The organism is Thermodesulfomicrobium thermophilum DSM 16697 (assembly GCF_059568695.1).
In genome coordinates this window covers 90102-108861 of the sequence record NZ_JCANTW010000012.1, presented here as the reverse complement: position 1 = coordinate 108861, position 18760 = coordinate 90102, and the positions used below count along the sequence as shown (strand labels likewise).

Below are 18760 nucleotides of genomic sequence, written 5' to 3'. Positions count from 1 at the left end.
CCCCCGCCAACCGTTATGGAAGTAGAGCTTCCCAAAGGTCTCCCGAGCGGCCCATGGGCGTCGCCCCACCCCCACGGTCCCGTGCTCCTCGCCAACGAGGCCGGTGCGGACCGTCTCAAACATGGGGCAGAGGCTCGTTTTCTCCACGGCCTGGCCACCGAAGAGTTCGTGGAAGACAATTATGTGGGGACGTTTCACTGGCAGGGAGATCCCATCTCCATCGAGCGAGACGCCCAAGGGAGGCTCTGGCTCCACGACCCAGGCCATGGATTTCGCCGCAGACTCCACCGCTTCAATCGCTTCATCTACGTCTACGGCCCGGACGACGACCATCCCGAGCCTATCCACGGGTCGGTCACCTTCTTTTCCGACGGCGAACGCGTGTTCCAATTCCTGTGGCAGGAAGGTGGGACCCGCGCCGTCTTTCCCCGGAGATAGACGGCATCCGCAATACTTCATATCGACAAATACAATACAAAATACGTTGACTTATCTGAGATTTTCACGATAGCCCGCCTTTCGTGAAATCGGTCACAGATGACCATACACGTTTAAGGAGGCGGGTTATGAGTCTTTCACGACGAGAATTCGTCAAACTGTGCTCCGCCGGCGTGGCAGGGCTCAGCATTTCCCGGATGTGCCATCCGGGAGTGCTTCATGCCATGACCGAAGGCGCCAAAAAGGCGCCGGTATTGTGGGTACAGGGACAGGGGTGTACGGGATGCTCGGTATCGCTCCTCAACTCGGTGCATCCGCGCATCAAAGAAATCCTTCTTGATGTCATCAGCTTGGAGTTCCATCCCACGGTCATGGGCTCCGAGGGACACATGGCTTTGGAGCACATGTACGCCGTGGCGAACAAGTTCAAGGGCAACTTCTTCCTGCTGGTGGAAGGCGCCATCCCCACGGCCAAGGAAGGCCGCTACTGCATCGTGGGCGAAACCACGGACGCCAAGGGCAATCACAAGGAAATCACCATGATGGAGCTCGTGCGCGAGCTCGCCCCCAAGGCCCTGGCCACGGTAGGCATCGGCACCTGCTCTGCGTATGGCGGCATCCCTGCGGCCCAGGGCAACGTCACCGGCGCCACGAGCCTCAAAGACTTTTTCGAGCAAGAGAAGATCAATACCTTGCTGGTCAACGTCCCTGGCTGCCCGCCCCATCCGGACTGGATGGTGGGAACGCTCGTGGCGGCCTGGAGCCATGTGCTCAACCCCAAAGAGCATCCGCTGCCGGAACTCGACGACTACGGCCGCCCCATGCTCTTCTACGGCGAGAACATTCACGAAAATTGCCCGTACGTCGAGCTCTACGACAACGCCCAGTTCGCGCCCACCTTCACCAAGCCAGGGTGCAAAGCGGAGCTGGGATGCAAAGGTCCGTCCACCTATGCGGACTGCTTCAAGCGCCGCTGGAACAACGGCATCAACTGGTGTGTGGAAAACGCCGTGTGCATCGGTTGCGTGGAGCCGGACTTCCCGGACGGCAAATCGCCTTTCTACGTGGCTGAATAAGGAGGTTTCCTGTGTCCCAAGCAACGACGCCCCATGGTGGCGCGGGTGATACGGTCCGGATCCCCATTGACCCGGTCACCCGAATCGAAGGCCACCTCAAAGTCGAAGTGGAAGTGAAAGACGGCGTGGTCGTGGACGCCCGCTGTTACGGTGGGATGTTCCGCGGGTTCGAGCAGATTCTGCGTGGCCGCGATCCTCGGGATTCGTCCCAGATCGTCCAGCGCATTTGCGGTGTCTGTCCCACCGCCCATTGCACGGCCTCGGTCATGGCCCAGGACGCCGCGTTTGGCGTCAAGACGCCCACCAACGGCCGCATCGTCCGCAACCTGATCTTTGGCGCCAACTACCTGCAGTCGCACATCCTGCACTTCTACCATCTGGCTGCTCTCGACTACGTCAAAGGCCCGGATGTGGCGCCTTTCGTGCCCCGCTACGCCAACGCCGACCTCATCACCGACCGCATCAAGGACAAGGCCAAGGCGGAGTCCACCAACAAGTACGGGCTGGATCAATACCTCAAGGCCTTGGAAGTGCGGCGCATCTGCCACGAAATGGTGGCCATGTTCGGCGGCCGCATGCCGCACGTGCAAGGCATGGTGGGTGGCGGCGCCACACAGATCCCCACTGCAGAGCGCATCGCCGACTACGCCGCCCGCTTCAAAGAGGTCCTCAAGTTCGTCACGGACGAGTATCTGCCGCTCATCTACACCCTGGGTTCGGTCTACACCGACCTCTTTGCAACAGGCGTGGGCTACAAGAACGTCATCTCCTTCGGAGTCTTCCCCTTGGATGACGACGGCAAGACCTCGCTCCACAAGCCCGGCGTCTACATCGACGGCAAGGACGAACCTTTTGATCCCAAATTGATCAAAGAGTACGTCAAGTACTCCTTCTTCGACTACTCCAAGCCCGGCGGGCTCCACTACAGCGAGGGCGAGACCAACCCCAATCCGGACAAGGCCGGCGCCTACAGCTTCGTCAAAGCCCCGCGCTACAAAGACAAACCCTGCGAGGCTGGCCCCTTGGCCCGCATGTGGATCACCAATCCCGCTCTGAGCCCGGTAGGACAAAAACTCCTCAAGGAACTCTACGGCATCGACGCCAAGAACTTCCGTGACCTGGGCGACAAGGCCTTCTCCATCATGGGTCGTCACGTGGCCCGGGCCGAGGAGACCTATTTCGTGGCCAAGGCCATCGAAAAGTGGCTCAAAGAGGTCAAGCCCGAGGCCGAGACCTACGCCAAGCCCGAGATCCCGGACAGCGCCGAAGGCACCGGATTCACCGAGGCCCCCCGGGGCTCGCTCTTGCATTACCTGAAGATCAAGGACAAAAAGATCGACAACTACCAGGTGGTGTCCGCCACGCTGTGGAACTGCAACCCACGCGACGACATGGGCCAGCGCGGCCCGGTGGAGCAGGCCCTCATCGGCGTACCGGTTCCGGACATCAAGAACCCGGTGAACGTCGGGCGCCTCATCCGCGCCTTCGACCCGTGACTGGGCTGTGCCGTGCACGTGTTGCACGCGGAGACCGGTGAAGAGCACGTGGTGCACATCGGCTAGTTCGATGCCCCATTGATCACCCAAAGGGCCGGTTCGCCGGCCCTTTTTTGACTTTCGAGACAAGTGCAGGAGAGCGCATGAAACACCTGTTGGTACTGGGCGTGGGGAACCTGCTCCTCACGGACGAAGGCGTCGGCGTCCACGCGGTCCAAGATCTCGCCCAGGAATCGTGGCCCACCGAGGCGGTGGATTTTCTCGACGGCGGCACCTTCACGCAGGACATCTTTTATCTTTTCCAAAACTATCACCATATCCTCGTGCTCGACGTGGTGCACGGCGGCAAAACCCCGGGGACCATCTACCGTCTTACGGAACAAGAGCTGCGCCACAGCGAATCTCAGCGCCTCTCCATCCACGACATCGACCTCCTCGACTCCCTCCAAATGGCAGAGCTCCTGGGCAACCGTCCCCAACTCACGGTGCTCGGCATCGAGCCGTTGTGTATTTCCGAGTGGTCCATGGAGCTCACGCCCACGCTCAAGGCCGCCTACCCCGCCTATCTGGAAGCCGCCCGCCGAGAAATCCGCGCCATCTTGAAGCGCGACCCCGCGAAGGACACCGCTGTTTGACAAACCGCGAGAGACCATCTACAAAGCTTCGCACTTCGGGCGGTTAGCTCAGCTGGGAGAGCGTCGGCCTTACAAGCCGAAAGTCATAGGTTCGATCCCTGTACCGCCCACCATCAGAAGACGCCGCGCCCCGAGACTTCGGGGCGTTTTCTGTTTGCCCGCACGCACCCGCCGCCCTGGCGGGCGTCCAGCATACCGCCAGAGGCCAAACACACGGGAGGTGTCGCCTCCGCCGCGATGCTGCGCGCCATGCCTGGCACACACAAAAAAAAACGGCCGGAGCAGAGCCCCGGCCGATCATTTCGCATGTGCTGCGGCTTAGTACATACCGCCCATGCCGCCGCCCATGCCACCATGGCCAGCCGCCGGAGTCTCCTCCTTGGGCTTCTCGGCAATGGCGCACTCGGTGGTGAGCAGAAGGCCTGCCACCGAAGCGGCATTCTGCAGGGCGATACGGGTCACCTTCTTGGGATCGATGACTCCCGAAGCGATGAGGTCCTCGTACTCGCCGGTAGCCGCGTTGTACCCGAAGGTCTCGGCACCTTCGCGCACCTTCTCGATGACCACCGCGCCTTCCACGCCCGCGTTGGCGCAGATCTGGCGCAGCGGGGCCTCCATGGCGCGGCGCACCACTTCCACGCCCGCAGCCTCATCGTCATCGGAGGGTTTCACGTCGTTCAGAGCCGACTGGCAGCGCACCAAGGCCACGCCGCCGCCGGGGACGATGCCTTCTTCCACCGCAGCGCGGGTGGCGTTCAGGGCGTCTTCCACGCGGGCCTTCTTCTCCTTCATCTCGGTCTCGGTGGCAGCACCGACGTTGATCACGGCCACACCACCCACGATCTTGGCCAGACGCTCCTGGAGCTTCTCGCGGTCGTAATCCGAGGTGGTCTCCTCGATTTCGGTGCGGATCTGCTTCACGCGGGCCTTGATCTTTTCGGGATCACCGGCGCCATCCACGATGGTGGTATTCTCTTTGTCCACCACGATGCGCTTGGCGCGGCCCAACTGATTGAGGGTGATGCTCTCCAGCTTCACGCCCAGATCCTCGGACACCACCTCGCCACCGGTGAGAATGGCGATGTCCTGGAGCATGGCCTTACGACGCTCGCCAAAGCCCGGGGCCTTCACCGCCACCACCTGCAAGGTGCCGCGCAGCTTGTTGACCACCAGGGTCGCCAAGGCCTCGCCCTCCACGTCTTCCGCGATGATGAGCAGCGGTTTGCCCATCTTGGCCACCTGCTCCAACACGGGCAGGAGCTCCTTCATGTTGGAAATCTTCTTTTCGTTGATGAGGATGAGGGGCGAATCGAGCTCGCACACCATCTTGTCCGGATTGGTGACGAAGTAGGGGGAGAGATAGCCGCGGTCGAACTGCATGCCTTCCACCACCTCAAGGGTGGTCTCCAGGCCCTTGGCTTCTTCCACGGTGATGACGCCTTCCTTGCCCACTTTGCTCATGGCCTCGGCGATGATGTTGCCGATGGTGGCGTCGTTGTTGGCGGAGATGGTGCCCACCTGAGCGATTTCCTTCTGATCACGCGTGGGCTTGGCCAGCTTGTCCAAGGCAGCCACCACGGCGTCCACCGCCTTGTCGATACCGCGCTTGATGGCCATGGGGTTACGGCCGGCAGCCACCAGCTTCACGCCTTCGTGGAAGATGGCCTGAGCCAAGATGGTGGCCGTGGTGGTACCGTCGCCAGCCACGTCCGAGGTCTTGGACGCCACTTCCTTCACCATCTGGGCGCCCATGTTCTCGAACTTGTCTTCCAGCTCGATCTCCTTGGCCACACTCACGCCGTCCTTGGTGATGACCGGCGAGCCAAAAGATTTCTCGATGACCACGTTGCGGCCCTTGGGACCAAGGGTCACCTTCACGGCATCGGCCAGGGTATCCACACCTTTTTTCAGACGCTCACGAGCTTTGACATCAAACTTAATGACTTTGGCAGCCATATTCTCGACTCCTTAAAGAGATTAGATACTGGAAGAAAAATTAACCTTCGATAATGGCCAGGACGTCATCTTCCCGCATGATGAGGAATTCCTCGCCCTCGATCTTGATCTCCGTGCCGGCGTACTTGTTGAAGATGACCTTGTCGCCCTGCTTGACATTCATCGGAATGAGCTTGCCATCATCAGCGGTCTTCCCCTGACCCACGGCCACCACTTCACCCTTGATGGGCTTTTCTTTGGCCGAGTCCGGAATGATGATGCCGCCTTTGGTCACCTGCTCTTCTTCCAGGCGCTTCACCAAGATACGGTCGTGCAACGGTTTGAGCTGCATACAGAATCCTCCATAGCGATGGTTTATTTGTCCGAAAAATAATGAGGTCAGCGAAACCGACCACGAAGACGAAGCCTCCAATAAAACCGCATGCCGACCAGTCAAGGGCAGGGAGAAAAATTTTTTCGCACGTCCTTCCCCGGCCTTGTGCTTTGCGGCCCGGGGAGATAGAAATTTTGGGTTTGCCACGATTTTTCTATGGAGATGCCCTATGCTCGACAGCAAACTCCTCCGCACAAACCCGGAGATCGTCCGCAAGGCACTGCAACTTCGCCGGGCGACCATCGATCTGGACGCCCTGCTCGCCCTGGACGAAACCCGCCGACAGCTCACTACGGAAGTGGAGACCCTCAAGGCACAGCGCAACCAGGCCTCCCAGCAGGTGGCGCAGATGAAGCGCTCGGGGCAAGACGCCTCCGCCCTGATGGCGGAGTTGGGAGCGCTTTCCCAGCGCATCAAGGAATTGGATGAACGCTGCGCTGCCGTGGACGCCCAGTTCCAAGAGATGCTTCTCACCATTCCCAATATCCCGCATGCCTCGGTGCCCGAAGGCAACTCCGATGCCGACAACACCGAGGTGCGCCGCTGGGGAATACCTCCGCAGTTCTCCTTTACCCCTAAAGAACACTGGGAAATCGGCGCTCGTCTCGGCGGGCTCGACTTCGAAACCGCAGCCAAGATCACCGGCAGCCGCTTCGTGCTCTTGCGCGGCTGGGCCGCCCGCCTGGAACGGGCGCTTTTCAGCTTCATGCTGGACGTGCAAACCCAGGAGCACGGCTACCAGGAAGTGCTACCGCCGGTGATCGTCAACCGCGCAAGTCTCCTCGGTACCGGGCAACTGCCCAAATTCGAAGAAGACCTCTTCCACCTCACCGGCACGGACTACTACCTCATCCCCACGGCGGAAGTCCCGGTCACCAACATCTTCCGCGACACCACCCTGGACGAAGCCGATCTGCCCATGGGTTTGTGCGCCTTCACCCCGTGTTTCCGCTCCGAGGCGGGCTCCTACGGCAAGGACACCAAAGGCATCATCCGCCAACACCAATTCCACAAAGTGGAGCTGGTACGCCTGGCCCACCCGGACACCTCCTACGACGAGCTGGAACTCTTGCTCACCCATGCCGAAGCCATTTTGCAGCGCCTGGAGCTCCCCTACCGGGTGGTCACCCTCTGCTCCGGCGATTTGGGGTTCTCGGCCGCCAAAACCTATGACATCGAAGTCTGGCTGCCCGGGCAAGCCACGTACCGGGAGATCTCCTCATGTTCCAATTTCGAGGACTTCCAGGCCCGCCGCGCCGGCATCCGCTTTCGGCCCAAAGGCGCCAAGAAATCCGCCCTGGTACACACCCTCAACGGTTCCGGACTTGCCGTTGGTCGCACCATGGTCGCCATTTTGGAGAACTACCAGCAGGCGGACGGCACCGTGCGCGTGCCTGATGCCCTGCAGCCCTATCTCGGTGGCGCAACCACCATCCCCTTCTAAAAAACACACGTCCCGAGGCGGAAAGACTTCCGCCCCGGGACGCTGCTGCACACCGCCCGTGCCGTCTTGGACTACGGGGCTTCAAAAGTACCGCTTTTCCCGCCGCTTTTGTGCACCAGGCGACAGTCGGTAATGCGGATATCCCGCTGCACGGCCTTGCACATATCGTAAATGGTCATAGCCGCCACCTGGGCAGCCACCAAGGCCTCCATCTCCACACCAGTAGGCCCCACAGCGCGGGCCTCGGCCTCAATGTGCACGCATGCGGCCTGGGGGTCGAGGTCGAAGCGCACGTCCACCGCCGTCAAGGCAAGGGGATGACACAGGGGGATGAGGTCCGCGGTCTTTTTGGCCGCCATGATCCCCGCGACCTTGGCCACGGTGAGCACGTCTCCCTTGGGCAGGGCCTTGTCCTGCAGGAGGGCGAACGTGGATGCGGAAAGTTCCACCCGCGTGCGCACCACGGCCCGGCGCACCGTGTCCGCCTTGGCCGACACGTCCACCATGCGCGCCGCGCCCTGGGCATCGAGATGCGAAAACGGCTGTTCTTCCACAGTTTCCCCCTAGTCGCCCATGGCCTTTTTGAAAAAGTCCTTCACCCGGTTGAGGGGGCGGTCTTCTTCCAACTTCTCGAATTCCCGCAAGAGCTCTTCCTGACGTTTGGTCACGGAAGTAGGAATCCGCACCATCACCTCCACCAGCAGGTCGCCTTGGGGGCCGCCGCCCAACCGCGGGATCCCCAAGCCCGGGATGCGCAGCACCTTGCCCGGCTGCGTGCCGTTGGGGACATCCACGCTCACCGGATCATCCAGGGTCGGCACCTCGATCTTGGCGCCCAAAATGGCCTGCACCACCGAAATCTCGGTGCGCACCACCAGATCCTGGCCTTGGCGGGAAAATACCGGGTCTTCCTCCACGTAAATGACCACGAAAAGGTCCCCGGCCGGCCCGCCGTTTTCTCCCGGTTCGCCTTCGCCGCGCACGCGCAAGCGGCTGCCGCTGTCCACCCCAGCGGGGACACGCACCTTGAGGGTCTTGGAGATCTGCACAATCCCCCGGCCCCGGCACTTGGGGCACGGATGGGTGATGACCGTCCCCTCCCCCCGGCACACCGGGCAGGGCACCGAGATCCGAAAGAACCCCTGCGCCTGGGTGATCTGGCCCACACCGCCGCAATGCCGACAGGTCTGCGGGCTATGTCCAGGGGCGGCGCCTGATCCGTGGCATTCATCACACACATCCCGCTTGGGGATCTGGATCTCCACCTCCGTGCCTTTGGCCGCGTCGCGAAAAGGGATCGTCAGGTTATACCGCAAGTCCGCGCCCCGACGGGGGCGGTGCCGACTGGCGGCGCTGAACCCAAAAAATTCCCCAAAAATATCGCTAAAGGCGCTGAATACGTCCTCGGCACTCTCAAAGTGGCTGCCAAACCCCTGGCCATTGACGCCAGCGTGTCCAAAACGATCGTACTGAGCCCGCTTGTCCGGGTCACCAAGTATTTCGTAGGCCTCGGCAGCCTCTTTGAACTTTTCCTCCGCCTCAGGGTCGCCCGGATTGCGGTCCGGATGATACTGAAACGCCAGCTTGCGGTACGCGCTCTTGATCTCCTCCGCCGACGCCGAGCGATCCACGCCCAAGATTTCGTAGTAATCCCGCTTCGCCATCAGGCTTCCACGTCGTCTTCCACAACAAATTTCAGATCCTCAAGGCGCTCCACGTCCGGCAGCACCTTGCCCTCCGCAATCTCCCGCAAGGCCGTCACCACTTCTTTATTCTTGCTCTCGATCAGTGGAGGATAGCCCTCATGATACTGCTTGACCCGCTTGATGGCCATCTGCACAATCAAGAAGCGGTTGTTGACCTTTTCCAAACAATCTTCCACAGTGATTCTGGCCATTTCCCCTCCCGTGTCCAAAAAAGCACGGCCGAGCATGCTCGGCGTGCCAAAAGAATGTTATGTTATGACCAGGAAAGACACGCTGTCAATGGCGACTTCCGGTGCCTGGCGCGGGAATCCGTTACCGATGGTTTCTTCCTAAAGCATCCTCGTCTGCTGTCAAACTTCTGGAGTAGTTATGGCTCAATGGGGCAAACTCCACTTCGCCCAAGAACGCTGCCTACGCCTGGCGGGCAAGGCCATGCAACGGCTGGACATGACCCATCCTGGGGCGCGCATCGGCATTGCCGCCTCCGGCGGAGTGGACAGCTGGGTCCTCCTGCACGTGCTTCTTCTGCGCCAACGCATCCTGCCGTTTCCCGTAGAGCTCATGATCCTGCACCTCAACCCCGGCTTTGCCCCGGAAAACCACGCCCCCTTGGTCCACTGGGCGCGGCGGCATGGCGTCGCCTGCCATGTGGAGGTCACCGACTTCGGTCCCCGGGCGCACTCATCGGAAAACCGCAAAAACTCCCCGTGCTTTTACTGCGCCCACTTGCGGCGCAAACGCCTCTTTACCCTGTGCCGGCAGTACAACCTGACCCATCTGGCCATGGGGCATACCGCCGACGACCTCACCACCACATTTTTTCTCAACCTCGTCCAAACCGGCAAGGTCTACGGGCTGATGCCCAAAGAGCGCTATTTCGGCGGCCAACTCACCATGATCCGCCCCCTCATCTTGGTGGAAAAAAAGCTCATCCGCCAGGCCGCCCGTAAGTGGAACCTTCCGGTCTGGGAGAACCCCTGCCCTTCCAAAGACGACACGGCCCGCAGCCGCATGCTCGACGCAGTACGCGCCCTCTGCCAGCACGACCCGCGACGACTCACCAACGTCTTTCAAGGACTGCAGCGCTGGCAAATGGAAGAAACGCTTCGCAGCATGCCGCCAACGTCTTGACATCCCCCAGCCAGCCTCCAGGCCGCGCGCCGCGCCTCCAAGTCCTCTCCATGCCTGGCAATATTCTTGCTACGTGCCCGGCATGGAGCTCTTTCCCCTCGACGCCCACCTCTTTCTCGGCTTTCTCTTTGCGCTGCTGCGCATCAGCGTCATCCTCTTCCTGCTCCCATTTTTTGGCGGCCAAGGACTGCCGTCGCCCGCCAAGGCGGCACTCTGTCTGGTGCTCACCGTGGCGCTGTGGCCACGGCTCACCAATTACGGCGGCGAACTTCCGGCCCATCCGTTTTCCCTGGCCCTCATCCTTTTGGGCGAACTCCTTTTGGGGCTCATCCTGGGGCTCGTGGTGCGACTCATCTTCGCCGCCGTCCAGACCGGCGGCCAGATCATCGGGTTCCAGATGGGGTTCACCATGGTCAACGCCATCGACCCCGAATCCGGAACCTCAGAGGCCATCACCGCCCATTTCCTCTACATGACCGCAGCGCTGGTGTTTCTTGCCATGAACGGCCATTTGGTGCTGCTCTCTGGGGTGATCCGCAGCTTTGACCTCATCCCGCCGGGACGCCTCTTGATCTCCGAGGGGCTCAGCCAAAACATCCTGCAACTTTCCGCAGGCATCTTCGTCACCGCCATCCAGATCGCCGCCCCGGTGCTGGCGGCGCTGCTGCTGGTGGATTTGGCCCTGGCTTTGGTGTCCCGCGCTTCCCCGCAGATGAACGTCCTCGTCATGGGGTTTCCCATCAAGATCGCTGTGGGATTTGCGTTTCTGGTGTTGCTCTTGGAGCTCATGGCCCTGGCTATGGACGCCTTTGTCACGGATCTGCCGCAAACCATGTTTCGCATACTGGGGATGATGAGGTAACCCATGGCCCAGCGTGACCCGAGCCGCACCGAAGCTGCCACCCCCAAGCGACGCCGCAAGGTCCGCTCCGAAGGCAATGTCCCCAAAAGCCAGGAGTTGCCCAAGCCCATCACGCTGCTCGCCGGACTGGCGGCCCTGCAGATGAGCATCCATTTTCTCTACCAAGAAATGGGTTCGCTCATGGACTGGTTCTTCACCGAAGGCATGCGCTTCGAGCTCACTCCAGCCTCCACCTACGCACTCTTCCAGCGCTGTCTTGCCAGCACCGCCCTCATGGTGGCGCCGGTGCTCCTCACCGTGGCCGGGGCCGCCTACCTCACCTTGCGCCTGCAGGTGGGGAGTCTCTGGGCCCCCAAAGTATTCCGGCCCAAACTCCAGGTATTCAACCTCACCGCCGGGCTCAAACGTATCTTGATGTCCAAGGACACCTTCATCCGCCTGGCCAAAAGCGCCCTCATGGCCGCTGCCGTGGCCATCGGCCCCTACCTCGTGCTGCACCGGGCCTTTGGCGAAGTCCTGCCCCTGGTCTACCAAACTCCGGAAGCCATCGCGGTGTATATCCTGAAAACCGGCGCAGACATGTTCCGCTATGCCCTGGTGCCCATGCTGCTCATCGGCATCGCCGATCTCCTCTACACCCGCTGGGACTACGAGGAGAACATCAAGATGACCAAACACGAAGTCAAAGACGAGCGCAAGCAGGCAGAAGGCGATCCGGTCATCAAGAGCAAACAACGCCAAAAGATGCTGGCGGTGATGAAACAGCGCATGATGCAGGAAGTCCCCAAGGCGGACGTGGTGGTCACCAACCCCACCCACCTGGCCATCGCCTTGCGCTACGACCCCAAGGAGGCCCCAGCCCCCATCGTGGTGGCCAAGGGCGCCGGGGCGCTGGCGGAGCGCATCCGGGAACTGGCCCGCCAGCATGGAGTCCCCATCCGCGAAAACAAACCCCTGGCACGTGCTTTGTATAAAAGCGTGGACGTGGGGCAGACCATCCCCGAGGATCTCTACCAGGCCGTGGCCGCACTCCTTGCGCAAATCTACAAAATCCGGCCGCGCAGGACCTAATCCCGCCCCCGGAGGCATGTCAGAAAAATGGCGACCAGGACACTCTCCCTCGACATCGACTACACCCGTTTCACCCGCCAAGGCGACATCCTCTTGGCCGGCGGGGTGGTCACCATCCTGTTCGTCATGCTCATTCCCCTGCCCACGCTGGTGCTGGACATGATGCTGGCGTTCTCCATCTCCTTTGCCCTGGTCATCCTCATCACCTCCATGTTCATGCGCTCACCCCTGGAATTTTCGGTGTTTCCCACCGTGCTCCTGGTGACCACCCTGCTGCGCCTGGCCCTCAACGTGGCCTCCACCCGCCTCATCCTGCTCCACGGCGACAAAGGCACCGACGCCGCAGGCTCCGTGATCCAAACCTTCGGCGAATTCGTGGTGGGCGGCAATTACGCCATCGGCATCGTCATCTTCCTCATCCTCTTCATCCTCAACAAGACGGTCATCGTCACCGGCACCACCCGCATCGCCGAAGTGGCGGCCCGCTTCACCCTGGACGCCATGCCGGGCAAGCAGATGGCCATCGAGGCGGACCTCAACGCCGGACTCATCGACGAACAGGAGGCCACCCGGCAGCGGGAAAACCTGCGCCGCGAGGCGGATTTCTACGGCGCCATGGACGGCGCGGGCAAATTCGTCTCCGGAGACGTCAACGCCGGCATGTTCATCACCTTTGTGAACATCGTGGGCGGGTTTTTCATCGGCGTGCTCCAAAAGGACATGGACTGGATGGAAGCCGCCCGCACCTACACGCTGCTGACCATCGGCGACGGCCTGGTCTCCACCATCCCTTCGCTCATCATCTCCACCTCGGCGGGCATCATCGTGAGCCGCGCCGCGGCCGAGGCCAAGATGGGCGAAGAGATCATCGGCCAGCTCACCAACCACCCCCGGGCGCTGCAATTGGTCTCCGGCGTGCTCGTCCTGTTCGCCCTCGTGCCGGGCATGCCCTTCGTGGCGTTCTCCACCTTGGCGGGCCTGCTCTTCCTCATGGCTCGGGCCATCGCCCGCATCCAGGCGGAAAGCCCCAAGGCGGACGCCAAGAAAGGCACAGCCGCCAAGACCGCCCCAGACAGCCCGGAAGAAGCGCTCAATCTGTTGCCGCTCGACATCATGGAGCTGGAAGTGGGCTACGGCCTCATCCCCTTGGTGGACGAAGAACAAAACGGCACCCTGCTTTCCCGCATCCGTTCCATCCGCCGTCAATTCGCCCTGGACATGGGCGTGGTGGTACCGGCGCTGCACCTGCGCGACAACCTCCAACTCAAACCCGGCGAATACGCCGTGCTCATCAAAGGCAACCGCGTGGCAGGGGCGGAAATCCTCATCGATCATTACCTGGCCATGGATCCCGGCGACGCCCGGCACAAGATCAAGGGTGTGGAGACCCTGGAGCCGGCCTTCAACCTTCCGGCCCTGTGGATCCCCGAAGCCCAAAAGGACGAAGCCATCATGGCCGGGTACACCGTGGTGGACCCCGCCACCGTGGTGGCCACCCACCTTACCGAAGTCTTCCGGCGCAATCTCCACGAATTCTTGGGGCGCCAAGAAGTCCAGTCCCTGCTGGACAACCTGGCCCAACGCGCCCCCAAGGCCGTGGAAGAGTTGGTGCCCACCATCCTGCCTCTCGGCACGGTCCAAAAGGTGCTCCAGAACCTCGTGCGCGAGGGGGTCTCCATCCGCGATCTCCTCACCATCGTGGAGACTCTGGCCGACTACGGCACCATGATCAAAGACCCAGACCAGCTGACCGAATATGTGCGCCAGCGCATGGCCCGCACCGTGGTGAAGCCCTATCTGGGCGGCGGCAAGACCCTGCCCATCATCACCCTGGCGCCGAACATCGAAGCCACCTTCCAGGAAAGCATCCAGCGCAGCGACTCCGGCACCTACCTGGCCATGGAGCCCGGCCTCGCCCACCGCATCATCCAGGCCATCGGCAAGGCCGCAGAGAAAGGCATGGTGGCCGACGGTCAAACCGTGCTCCTGGTCTCGCCGCCCATTCGTATGCACTTGGCGCAACTCTTGAACCGCTTTCTCCCGACGGTCCCGGTGATCTCCCAGGCGGAAATCCCCCCGGACATCCGCTTGGAATCGGTGGCAGTGGTGGAGGTGTAATCCGTGCAGGTCAAAACCTACGTGGGCCGCAGCGCCACGGAAGTCATGGGGCGCATCAAGGCGGAACTCGGGACAGACGCCATCATCCTCGGCACCAAGACCGTCACCAAAGACGACGGCTCGTGGGTGGAGATCATGGCCGCCCGGGAAACGCCCCTCCCGCCCAGCCCCCCCCAGGGACCTGCAGCCGAACCCGCAGACCCCCTGGCGCCCACCGCGGCCTCCTTGCCTGGCGATGCCGACTCCCTGCGCAGGGAATGGGAGCTCTTGCGCCGCCACCTCATGGCCGCCCTCAAGCCGGGGCTGGACACGGCCATGCTCTCGCCCCGCCACCGCGCGCTTCTCGACACCCTCGAACGCGAAGGCGTGGAAGACAGCATTCGCCTGTCGCTGATCGAACGCTTCCGCACCGCGCCCACCGAGTCCATCCTGCCGATCCTCGAAAGGCTCACCCCGATGCGGCCGTGGTGGTCCTCCCCATGGCCGGGACGCGTACACCTCTTTACCGGCCCCTCGGGGTGCGGGACCAGCAGCGTAGTCCTGCGCCTGGCGCTCCACCTCAAGCGCACCCAGCCCCAGACCCGCGTGCTCCTCGCCCACGCGGTAGGCAACCAAGGCCGCTTGGTGCTACGCCACTACGCCGAGCTTTCGGGCATCGCCTTTTGTGACGTCCTGCGCGAAGGCTGGCCCGCCCCCGAAGCCTTCGATCTCCTGCTGGTGGACGCATCCCCCGCCACCCTGGACGCATTGCCTGCCCCCCTCGCTCAAGACGCCCTGCAGCACGCCGTGCTGGCGCCGCTTTTTTCCGAAGCCCAGACCCGCGCCTTCATGCAGCGCTTCCTTGGCCCCCGCACCGCGAGCATCGTCTGGACGAAGCTCGACGAAGCCTGTAGTTTTGGTCAAATCGTCAATCAGGCGGTGCGCACCCAGCTCCCGGTGTCCCTGGTTTCCGTGGGCGCGGAGATCAAAAACACCCTGGCCGCCCCATCGACCCGGGACCTATGGCGCTTGGTGCTGCGCCATGAACTGCCCTACCCTAACCCGGCATGAGCCATACTGACGCCATGACACCAACCATACCCGTGGTCTGTTCCATCACTTCCGGCAAAGGCGGCGTGGGCAAAACCAATCTCGCCGTGAATCTGGCCATCCAGCTTGCCCGCCTGGGCAAACGCTGTATCCTCCTGGATGCAGACCTGGGGCTCGCCAACGTGGACGTCCTCCTCGGCCTGACCCCGGAGCGCAACCTCGGCCATATCTTCGAGGGAATGAACATAGACGACATTTTGTGCCCTTCGGGCTACGGGTTTTCCATCCTGCCGGCCACCAGCGGCGGCACCGAGCTCACCGCCCTGTCCACAGGCCAAAAGCTGGAACTTCTCGCCGCCATGGACGAGCTGGAAGACCAGGTGGACATCTTGCTCGTGGATACCGGAGCCGGCGTGGGGGATACGGTGCTTTACTTCAACGTCGCCGCCCAAGAGCGCCTGCTCGTCCTCACCCCGGAGCCCACCTCCCTCACCGACGCCTACGCCCTCATCAAGGTGCTCCACCTGCGCCACGGAGTGGGGCGCTTTCATGTGATCGTCAACATGGCGGCAAGCGACCGCGAGGCCAAAGACGTGTTCGCCCGCCTGGCCGGGGCGTGTGACCACTTTCTCGAGGGCGTCTCCCTGGACTTTCTGGGCGTGGTTCCGCAAGATGCCGCCGTACGCCGGGCCGTCACCCACCAGGTTCCGGTATGCGTCCACGCCTCCGACAGCCCGGCAGCCGCGGCGGTCACGCGCATTGCCCAAACCATGGCTGCGTGGAGACCTCAGGAGCACGCCGATGGCAACATCAAGTTCTTCTGGAAACGACTCCTCTTTGCCGGCGCCTAAGCCCCGAGAAGCGCTTTCCCCAGCGGACAAAGACCGTTTGGCCCGCCAGATGGCGCCACGCATCAAGGCTATCGCCCTGCATTTCAAGGCGCGCCTGCCCGGCCACGTAGACCTGCAGGAGCTCATCTCCAGCGGCGCGGTCGGACTCATGGAGGCCATGGAAAAATTCACTCCGGAACGCGGCATCCGCTTCGAGACCTTTGCCGAGGCGCGCATCCGCGGCGCCATGCTGGACGCCTTGCGCGGCATGGATTGGTACTCCCGGGGGCTGCGGGGCCGCATCAAGAAGCTCCAAACCATCATGCTGGAGTATGAACGCTGCCACGGACACGTCCCAAATCGCGAAACCCTACAGGAACTCTGCGACATCCCTGAAGAAGACCTGGAATGCGCCCTGGAGGCCCTCAACGCCCAGGTGGTCCTCAGCCTGGAGGCGATTCAGGAAACATGCGGCACGCCCGAAGATGCAACCTCCCCGGAAGCACAAGTGGCCCACCAGGAGCTCATTGACAAGGTGGCAGGGCTCGTCGATAAGCTGACGCTCAAGGAAAAGATGGTCCTGGGGCTCTATTATATCGAGGAGCTCAATATGAAGGAAATCGCCCAGGTACTCGACATCACCGAGGGCCGGGTTTCCCAGCTCCACTCCCAGGCCACCCGGAAACTCAGATCGTGGTTTTGCGAAACCTACGGCAACTTCTGACACACTACGGAGGCGTTCATGCCGGTCAACACCAACATGCGGGTGCTCATCGTCGATGATTTTTCCACCATGCGCCGCATCATCAAAAACATCCTCCGCCAGTTGGGCTTCAACAATATCGTCGAGGCCGATGACGGCACCACTGCATGGGAAATCCTCAACAAGGATCAAATCGATTTCATCATTTCCGACTGGAACATGCCCAACATGACGGGCATCGAGCTTTTGCGCAAAGTCCGGGGCAGCGAAGAGTTCGCCGACCTGCCCTTCCTCATGGTCACGGCAGAAGCCCAGCAGGAAAACATCATCGAAGCGGTGCAGGCCAAGGTTTCCAACTACATCGTCAAACCCTTCACCGCGGAAACCCTCCAGCAAAAAATCAACAAGATTTTCGAATGACCTGACCCATGCGCGTCCTCCTGAGCCTGATGGTGCCCCCAGAGGCCGATGACAAGGCCACCTTGGATACCGAAAAACTCACGGAGGACGTCCCGCGGGGCCTGCAAAAGGTTGAACTGGATCTGGACGACGCCCTCTTCCTCGACGTGGAGGAAGAAGAGCCCAAGCCCAAGGCCCCGGAGCCAGAAACACCGCCCGCAGCGCCCCAACCGGAATCAGCCCCAGAACCCGCCAAGACCCCATTGTGGAAACGTCCCCTGGTGCTTGCCGCAGCAGGGGTCCTGCTTTTTCTGCTCGGGGGACTGGCGGTCTATTTTCTCCTCCCCACTCAAGAAGCCGCGCCGCCACCGCCACCGCCGCCGCCCAAAGAAGAAAAAAAGCCCCAGAAACCACCTGAAGAAAAGCCCATCACGCTGCACACCATCACCTTTGAACCGTTTATGATCGAATACGACCAAAACGGGACCACACGCTTTCTCAATTGCAAATTTTCCATCAGCGGAATCCCGGATATCCTAGAATGGGAAATACGGCGCAAAAGAATCATCCTGCGCGATGCAGTGTACTACTATCTCCGAAACAAAGGGCTCTCCTTTCTCAGTGACACCAAGAACGCCGAGAAACTCAAAGAAGACATCCTTGCGGTCATGAATCAGTACCTCGGAAACGGTCAGATCGAAACCCTATTGATCGACGAATACGTCATTCGGTGACCCATGGTCCACTCCATCGATATCGCCACGCTACTGGCACAAATCCCCAATGCCCAGCAGATCCACCACCTGATGCAGGCGCATCCAGAAATATTCCAGTCTCTTGCTGGTGATATCGTACAAAAACAGACGGAGCTCCAAAAAGACCGCGTCCAAAAAATGCACAAAGGCGCCAAACAGAGCGCAGCACGGCGGCAAGAATCCCCCACGGGATCGTCGACCCCGCAAGGGCGCGCGTCCTCTTTCGAGGCAGAAGAGGACGAACCCCAGCGCGGCCGCATCCTGGATACCGAGGTATGAGCATGGACTGGCCCGTGTGGATCCTGCTGGCTTCTTCCGCTGTGGAAGTCCTTTTGGCCGCAGTAGCCATCTTCTTCTATCTGCGTCTGCGCCAATCCGAAGCCCTCATTCGGGCCCTGCAAGAGCGCCAGGGCGAATTCATGGAAAAACTCGCCTGGAACACCCGCTTGGAGCAAGAACTGGTGGCCAGCTTCGCTGAACGTCAAGAAGAGCTCACCCAGCTCAATGCCCAGCTCGCCCAAACCGCCACCCATCTCCGTCGGCTGCTCCAAGAAGCAGAACGCTACACCAAATCACCGGAATTCTTGCGTCATATCATCGTCAGCGGCCGACGCCGCGGCCAATCCCCCCAAGCCCTGGCCCAAGCCACGGGCCTGACCGTGGACGAAGTGGAGCTCATCTTGGAGAGCGAAGGGCGGTAGCTGTCTCTCCAATCTTTGACTTTCCTGGCCCTCCTTG

The 18760-nt window shown here is 61.4% G+C and carries 21 protein-coding genes and 1 tRNA gene; 17 read left to right on the top strand and 5 right to left on the bottom strand.

Going from position 1 to position 18760, the window contains the following annotated elements; translation table 11 throughout:
- Positions 1-15: 15 nt before the first annotated feature.
- From BR00_RS04155 to BR00_RS04135, 5 genes are all read left to right on the top strand, one after another.
- Positions 16-438: a hypothetical protein gene (locus tag BR00_RS04155; RefSeq protein ID WP_496476358.1), complete on the top strand. Its 423-nt coding sequence runs from the start codon at positions 16-18 to the stop codon at positions 436-438.
- Between the two features lie 128 nt (positions 439-566).
- Positions 567-1514: a NiFeSe hydrogenase small subunit gene (hysB, locus tag BR00_RS04150; RefSeq protein ID WP_496476357.1), complete on the top strand. Its 948-nt coding sequence runs from the start codon at positions 567-569 to the stop codon at positions 1512-1514.
- Between the two features lie 11 nt (positions 1515-1525).
- Positions 1526-3076 (top strand): NiFeSe hydrogenase large subunit HysA, encoded by a 1551-nt coding sequence (gene hysA, locus BR00_RS04145; protein ID WP_496476356.1) that lies wholly within the window; start codon positions 1526-1528, stop codon positions 3074-3076.
- Positions 3077-3153: 77 nt separating this feature from the next.
- Positions 3154-3645 (top strand): NiFeSe hydrogenase maturation protease, encoded by a 492-nt coding sequence (gene hysD / locus BR00_RS04140; protein WP_496476355.1) that lies wholly within the window; start codon positions 3154-3156, stop codon positions 3643-3645.
- 37 nt (positions 3646-3682) lie between these two features.
- A tRNA-Val gene (locus tag BR00_RS04135) sits at positions 3683-3758 on the top strand.
- 205 nt (positions 3759-3963) lie between these two features.
- On the opposite strand, the gene groL is transcribed toward BR00_RS04135, so the two are convergent.
- Positions 3964-5601 (bottom strand): chaperonin GroEL, encoded by a 1638-nt coding sequence (gene groL, locus BR00_RS04130; protein ID WP_496476354.1) that lies wholly within the window; start codon positions 5599-5601, stop codon positions 3964-3966.
- A 40-nt stretch (positions 5602-5641) separates the two neighbouring features.
- Positions 5642-5932 (bottom strand): co-chaperone GroES, encoded by a 291-nt coding sequence (gene groES, locus BR00_RS04125; protein WP_496476353.1) that lies wholly within the window; start codon positions 5930-5932, stop codon positions 5642-5644.
- Between the two features lie 211 nt (positions 5933-6143).
- Between groES and serS the strand changes: the two genes are divergently transcribed.
- Positions 6144-7418, top strand: coding sequence for a serine--tRNA ligase (gene serS, locus BR00_RS04120; protein WP_496476352.1), 1275 nt, complete (start codon positions 6144-6146; stop codon positions 7416-7418).
- 71 nt (positions 7419-7489) lie between these two features.
- On the opposite strand, the gene moaC is transcribed toward serS, so the two are convergent.
- The 3 genes from moaC to rpoZ are packed head-to-tail and all read right to left on the bottom strand — an operon-like array spanning position 7490 to position 9315.
- The gene (gene moaC / locus BR00_RS04115) at positions 7490-7972 is read right to left on the bottom strand and encodes a cyclic pyranopterin monophosphate synthase MoaC (RefSeq protein WP_496476351.1); all 483 of its coding nucleotides are present in this window, start codon (positions 7970-7972) and stop codon (positions 7490-7492) included.
- Positions 7973-7981: 9 nt separating this feature from the next.
- Positions 7982-9082, bottom strand: coding sequence for a molecular chaperone DnaJ (gene dnaJ, locus BR00_RS04110; RefSeq protein ID WP_496476350.1), 1101 nt, complete (start codon positions 9080-9082; stop codon positions 7982-7984).
- Positions 9082-9315 (bottom strand): DNA-directed RNA polymerase subunit omega, encoded by a 234-nt coding sequence (rpoZ, locus tag BR00_RS04105; RefSeq protein WP_496476349.1) that lies wholly within the window; start codon positions 9313-9315, stop codon positions 9082-9084. The genes dnaJ and rpoZ overlap by 1 nt, the downstream gene beginning before the upstream one ends.
- Before the next feature lie 178 nt (positions 9316-9493).
- Between rpoZ and BR00_RS04100 the strand changes: the two genes are divergently transcribed.
- The 11 genes from BR00_RS04100 to BR00_RS04050 all read left to right on the top strand — a co-directional run bounded on the left by BR00_RS04100 (position 9494) and on the right by BR00_RS04050 (position 18723).
- Positions 9494-10255, top strand: a complete 762-nt coding sequence (locus BR00_RS04100; RefSeq protein ID WP_496476348.1) for a tRNA lysidine(34) synthetase — start codon at positions 9494-9496, stop codon at positions 10253-10255.
- An 82-nt stretch (positions 10256-10337) separates the two neighbouring features.
- Positions 10338-11117 carry a flagellar biosynthetic protein FliR gene (gene fliR / locus BR00_RS04095; protein WP_496476347.1) on the top strand — a complete coding sequence of 260 codons (780 nt, stop codon included), beginning with the start codon at positions 10338-10340 and terminating at the stop codon, positions 11115-11117.
- Between the two features lie 3 nt (positions 11118-11120).
- Positions 11121-12188 carry a flagellar biosynthesis protein FlhB gene (gene flhB / locus BR00_RS04090; RefSeq protein ID WP_496476346.1) on the top strand — a complete coding sequence of 356 codons (1068 nt, stop codon included), beginning with the start codon at positions 11121-11123 and terminating at the stop codon, positions 12186-12188.
- Between the two features lie 27 nt (positions 12189-12215).
- Positions 12216-14306, top strand: coding sequence for a flagellar biosynthesis protein FlhA (flhA, locus tag BR00_RS04085; RefSeq protein ID WP_496476345.1), 2091 nt, complete (start codon positions 12216-12218; stop codon positions 14304-14306).
- A 3-nt stretch (positions 14307-14309) separates the two neighbouring features.
- On the top strand, positions 14310-15356 hold the full coding sequence (locus BR00_RS04080) for a flagellar biosynthesis protein FlhF (RefSeq protein ID WP_496476344.1): 1047 nt from the start codon (positions 14310-14312) through the stop codon (positions 15354-15356).
- A 14-nt stretch (positions 15357-15370) separates the two neighbouring features.
- Positions 15371-16186 (top strand): MinD/ParA family protein, encoded by an 816-nt coding sequence (locus BR00_RS04075; RefSeq protein WP_496476343.1) that lies wholly within the window; start codon positions 15371-15373, stop codon positions 16184-16186.
- Positions 16137-16889 (top strand): FliA/WhiG family RNA polymerase sigma factor, encoded by a 753-nt coding sequence (locus tag BR00_RS04070; RefSeq protein WP_496476342.1) that lies wholly within the window; start codon positions 16137-16139, stop codon positions 16887-16889. The genes BR00_RS04075 and BR00_RS04070 overlap by 50 nt, the downstream gene beginning before the upstream one ends.
- A gap of 18 nt (positions 16890-16907) precedes the next feature.
- Complete coding sequence (locus BR00_RS04065) at positions 16908-17288, top strand: chemotaxis response regulator CheY (RefSeq protein WP_496476341.1); 381 nt, start codon at positions 16908-16910, stop codon at positions 17286-17288.
- An 8-nt stretch (positions 17289-17296) separates the two neighbouring features.
- A complete protein-coding gene (locus tag BR00_RS04060; protein WP_496476340.1) occupies positions 17297-18001 on the top strand; it encodes a flagellar basal body-associated FliL family protein in 705 nt (234 codons plus the stop codon).
- Positions 18002-18004: 3 nt separating this feature from the next.
- Positions 18005-18301 carry a hypothetical protein gene (locus tag BR00_RS04055; RefSeq protein ID WP_496476339.1) on the top strand — a complete coding sequence of 99 codons (297 nt, stop codon included), beginning with the start codon at positions 18005-18007 and terminating at the stop codon, positions 18299-18301.
- Positions 18298-18723 (top strand): hypothetical protein, encoded by a 426-nt coding sequence (locus BR00_RS04050; protein ID WP_496476338.1) that lies wholly within the window; start codon positions 18298-18300, stop codon positions 18721-18723. Before BR00_RS04055 ends, BR00_RS04050 begins: the two co-directional genes overlap by 4 nt.
- Positions 18724-18760 lie beyond the last annotated feature (37 nt).

Bases quoted from the DNA above. Each gene is read 5' to 3' on its own strand.
- BR00_RS04155 (WP_496476358.1), top strand. From the start codon at position 16: ATGGAAGTAGAGCTTCCCAAAGGTCTCCCGAGCGGCCCATGGGCGTCG.
- hysB (WP_496476357.1), top strand. From the start codon at position 567: ATGAGTCTTTCACGACGAGAATTCGTCAAACTGTGCTCCGCCGGCGTG.
- hysD (WP_496476355.1), top strand. From the start codon at position 3,154: ATGAAACACCTGTTGGTACTGGGCGTGGGGAACCTGCTCCTCACGGAC.
- groL (WP_496476354.1), bottom strand. From the start codon at position 5,601: ATGGCTGCCAAAGTCATTAAGTTTGATGTCAAAGCTCGTGAGCGTCTG.
- groES (WP_496476353.1), bottom strand. From the start codon at position 5,932: ATGCAGCTCAAACCGTTGCACGACCGTATCTTGGTGAAGCGCCTGGAA.
- serS (WP_496476352.1), top strand. From the start codon at position 6,144: ATGCTCGACAGCAAACTCCTCCGCACAAACCCGGAGATCGTCCGCAAG.
- dnaJ (WP_496476350.1), bottom strand. From the start codon at position 9,082: ATGGCGAAGCGGGATTACTACGAAATCTTGGGCGTGGATCGCTCGGCG.
- rpoZ (WP_496476349.1), bottom strand. From the start codon at position 9,315: ATGGCCAGAATCACTGTGGAAGATTGTTTGGAAAAGGTCAACAACCGC.
- BR00_RS04100 (WP_496476348.1), top strand. From the start codon at position 9,494: ATGGCTCAATGGGGCAAACTCCACTTCGCCCAAGAACGCTGCCTACGC.
- fliR (WP_496476347.1), top strand. From the start codon at position 10,338: ATGGAGCTCTTTCCCCTCGACGCCCACCTCTTTCTCGGCTTTCTCTTT.
- flhB (WP_496476346.1), top strand. From the start codon at position 11,121: ATGGCCCAGCGTGACCCGAGCCGCACCGAAGCTGCCACCCCCAAGCGA.
- flhA (WP_496476345.1), top strand. From the start codon at position 12,216: ATGGCGACCAGGACACTCTCCCTCGACATCGACTACACCCGTTTCACC.
- BR00_RS04075 (WP_496476343.1), top strand. From the start codon at position 15,371: ATGACACCAACCATACCCGTGGTCTGTTCCATCACTTCCGGCAAAGGC.
- BR00_RS04070 (WP_496476342.1), top strand. From the start codon at position 16,137: ATGGCAACATCAAGTTCTTCTGGAAACGACTCCTCTTTGCCGGCGCCT.
- BR00_RS04065 (WP_496476341.1), top strand. From the start codon at position 16,908: ATGCCGGTCAACACCAACATGCGGGTGCTCATCGTCGATGATTTTTCC.
- BR00_RS04060 (WP_496476340.1), top strand. From the start codon at position 17,297: ATGCGCGTCCTCCTGAGCCTGATGGTGCCCCCAGAGGCCGATGACAAG.
- BR00_RS04055 (WP_496476339.1), top strand. From the start codon at position 18,005: ATGGTCCACTCCATCGATATCGCCACGCTACTGGCACAAATCCCCAAT.
- BR00_RS04050 (WP_496476338.1), top strand. From the start codon at position 18,298: ATGAGCATGGACTGGCCCGTGTGGATCCTGCTGGCTTCTTCCGCTGTG.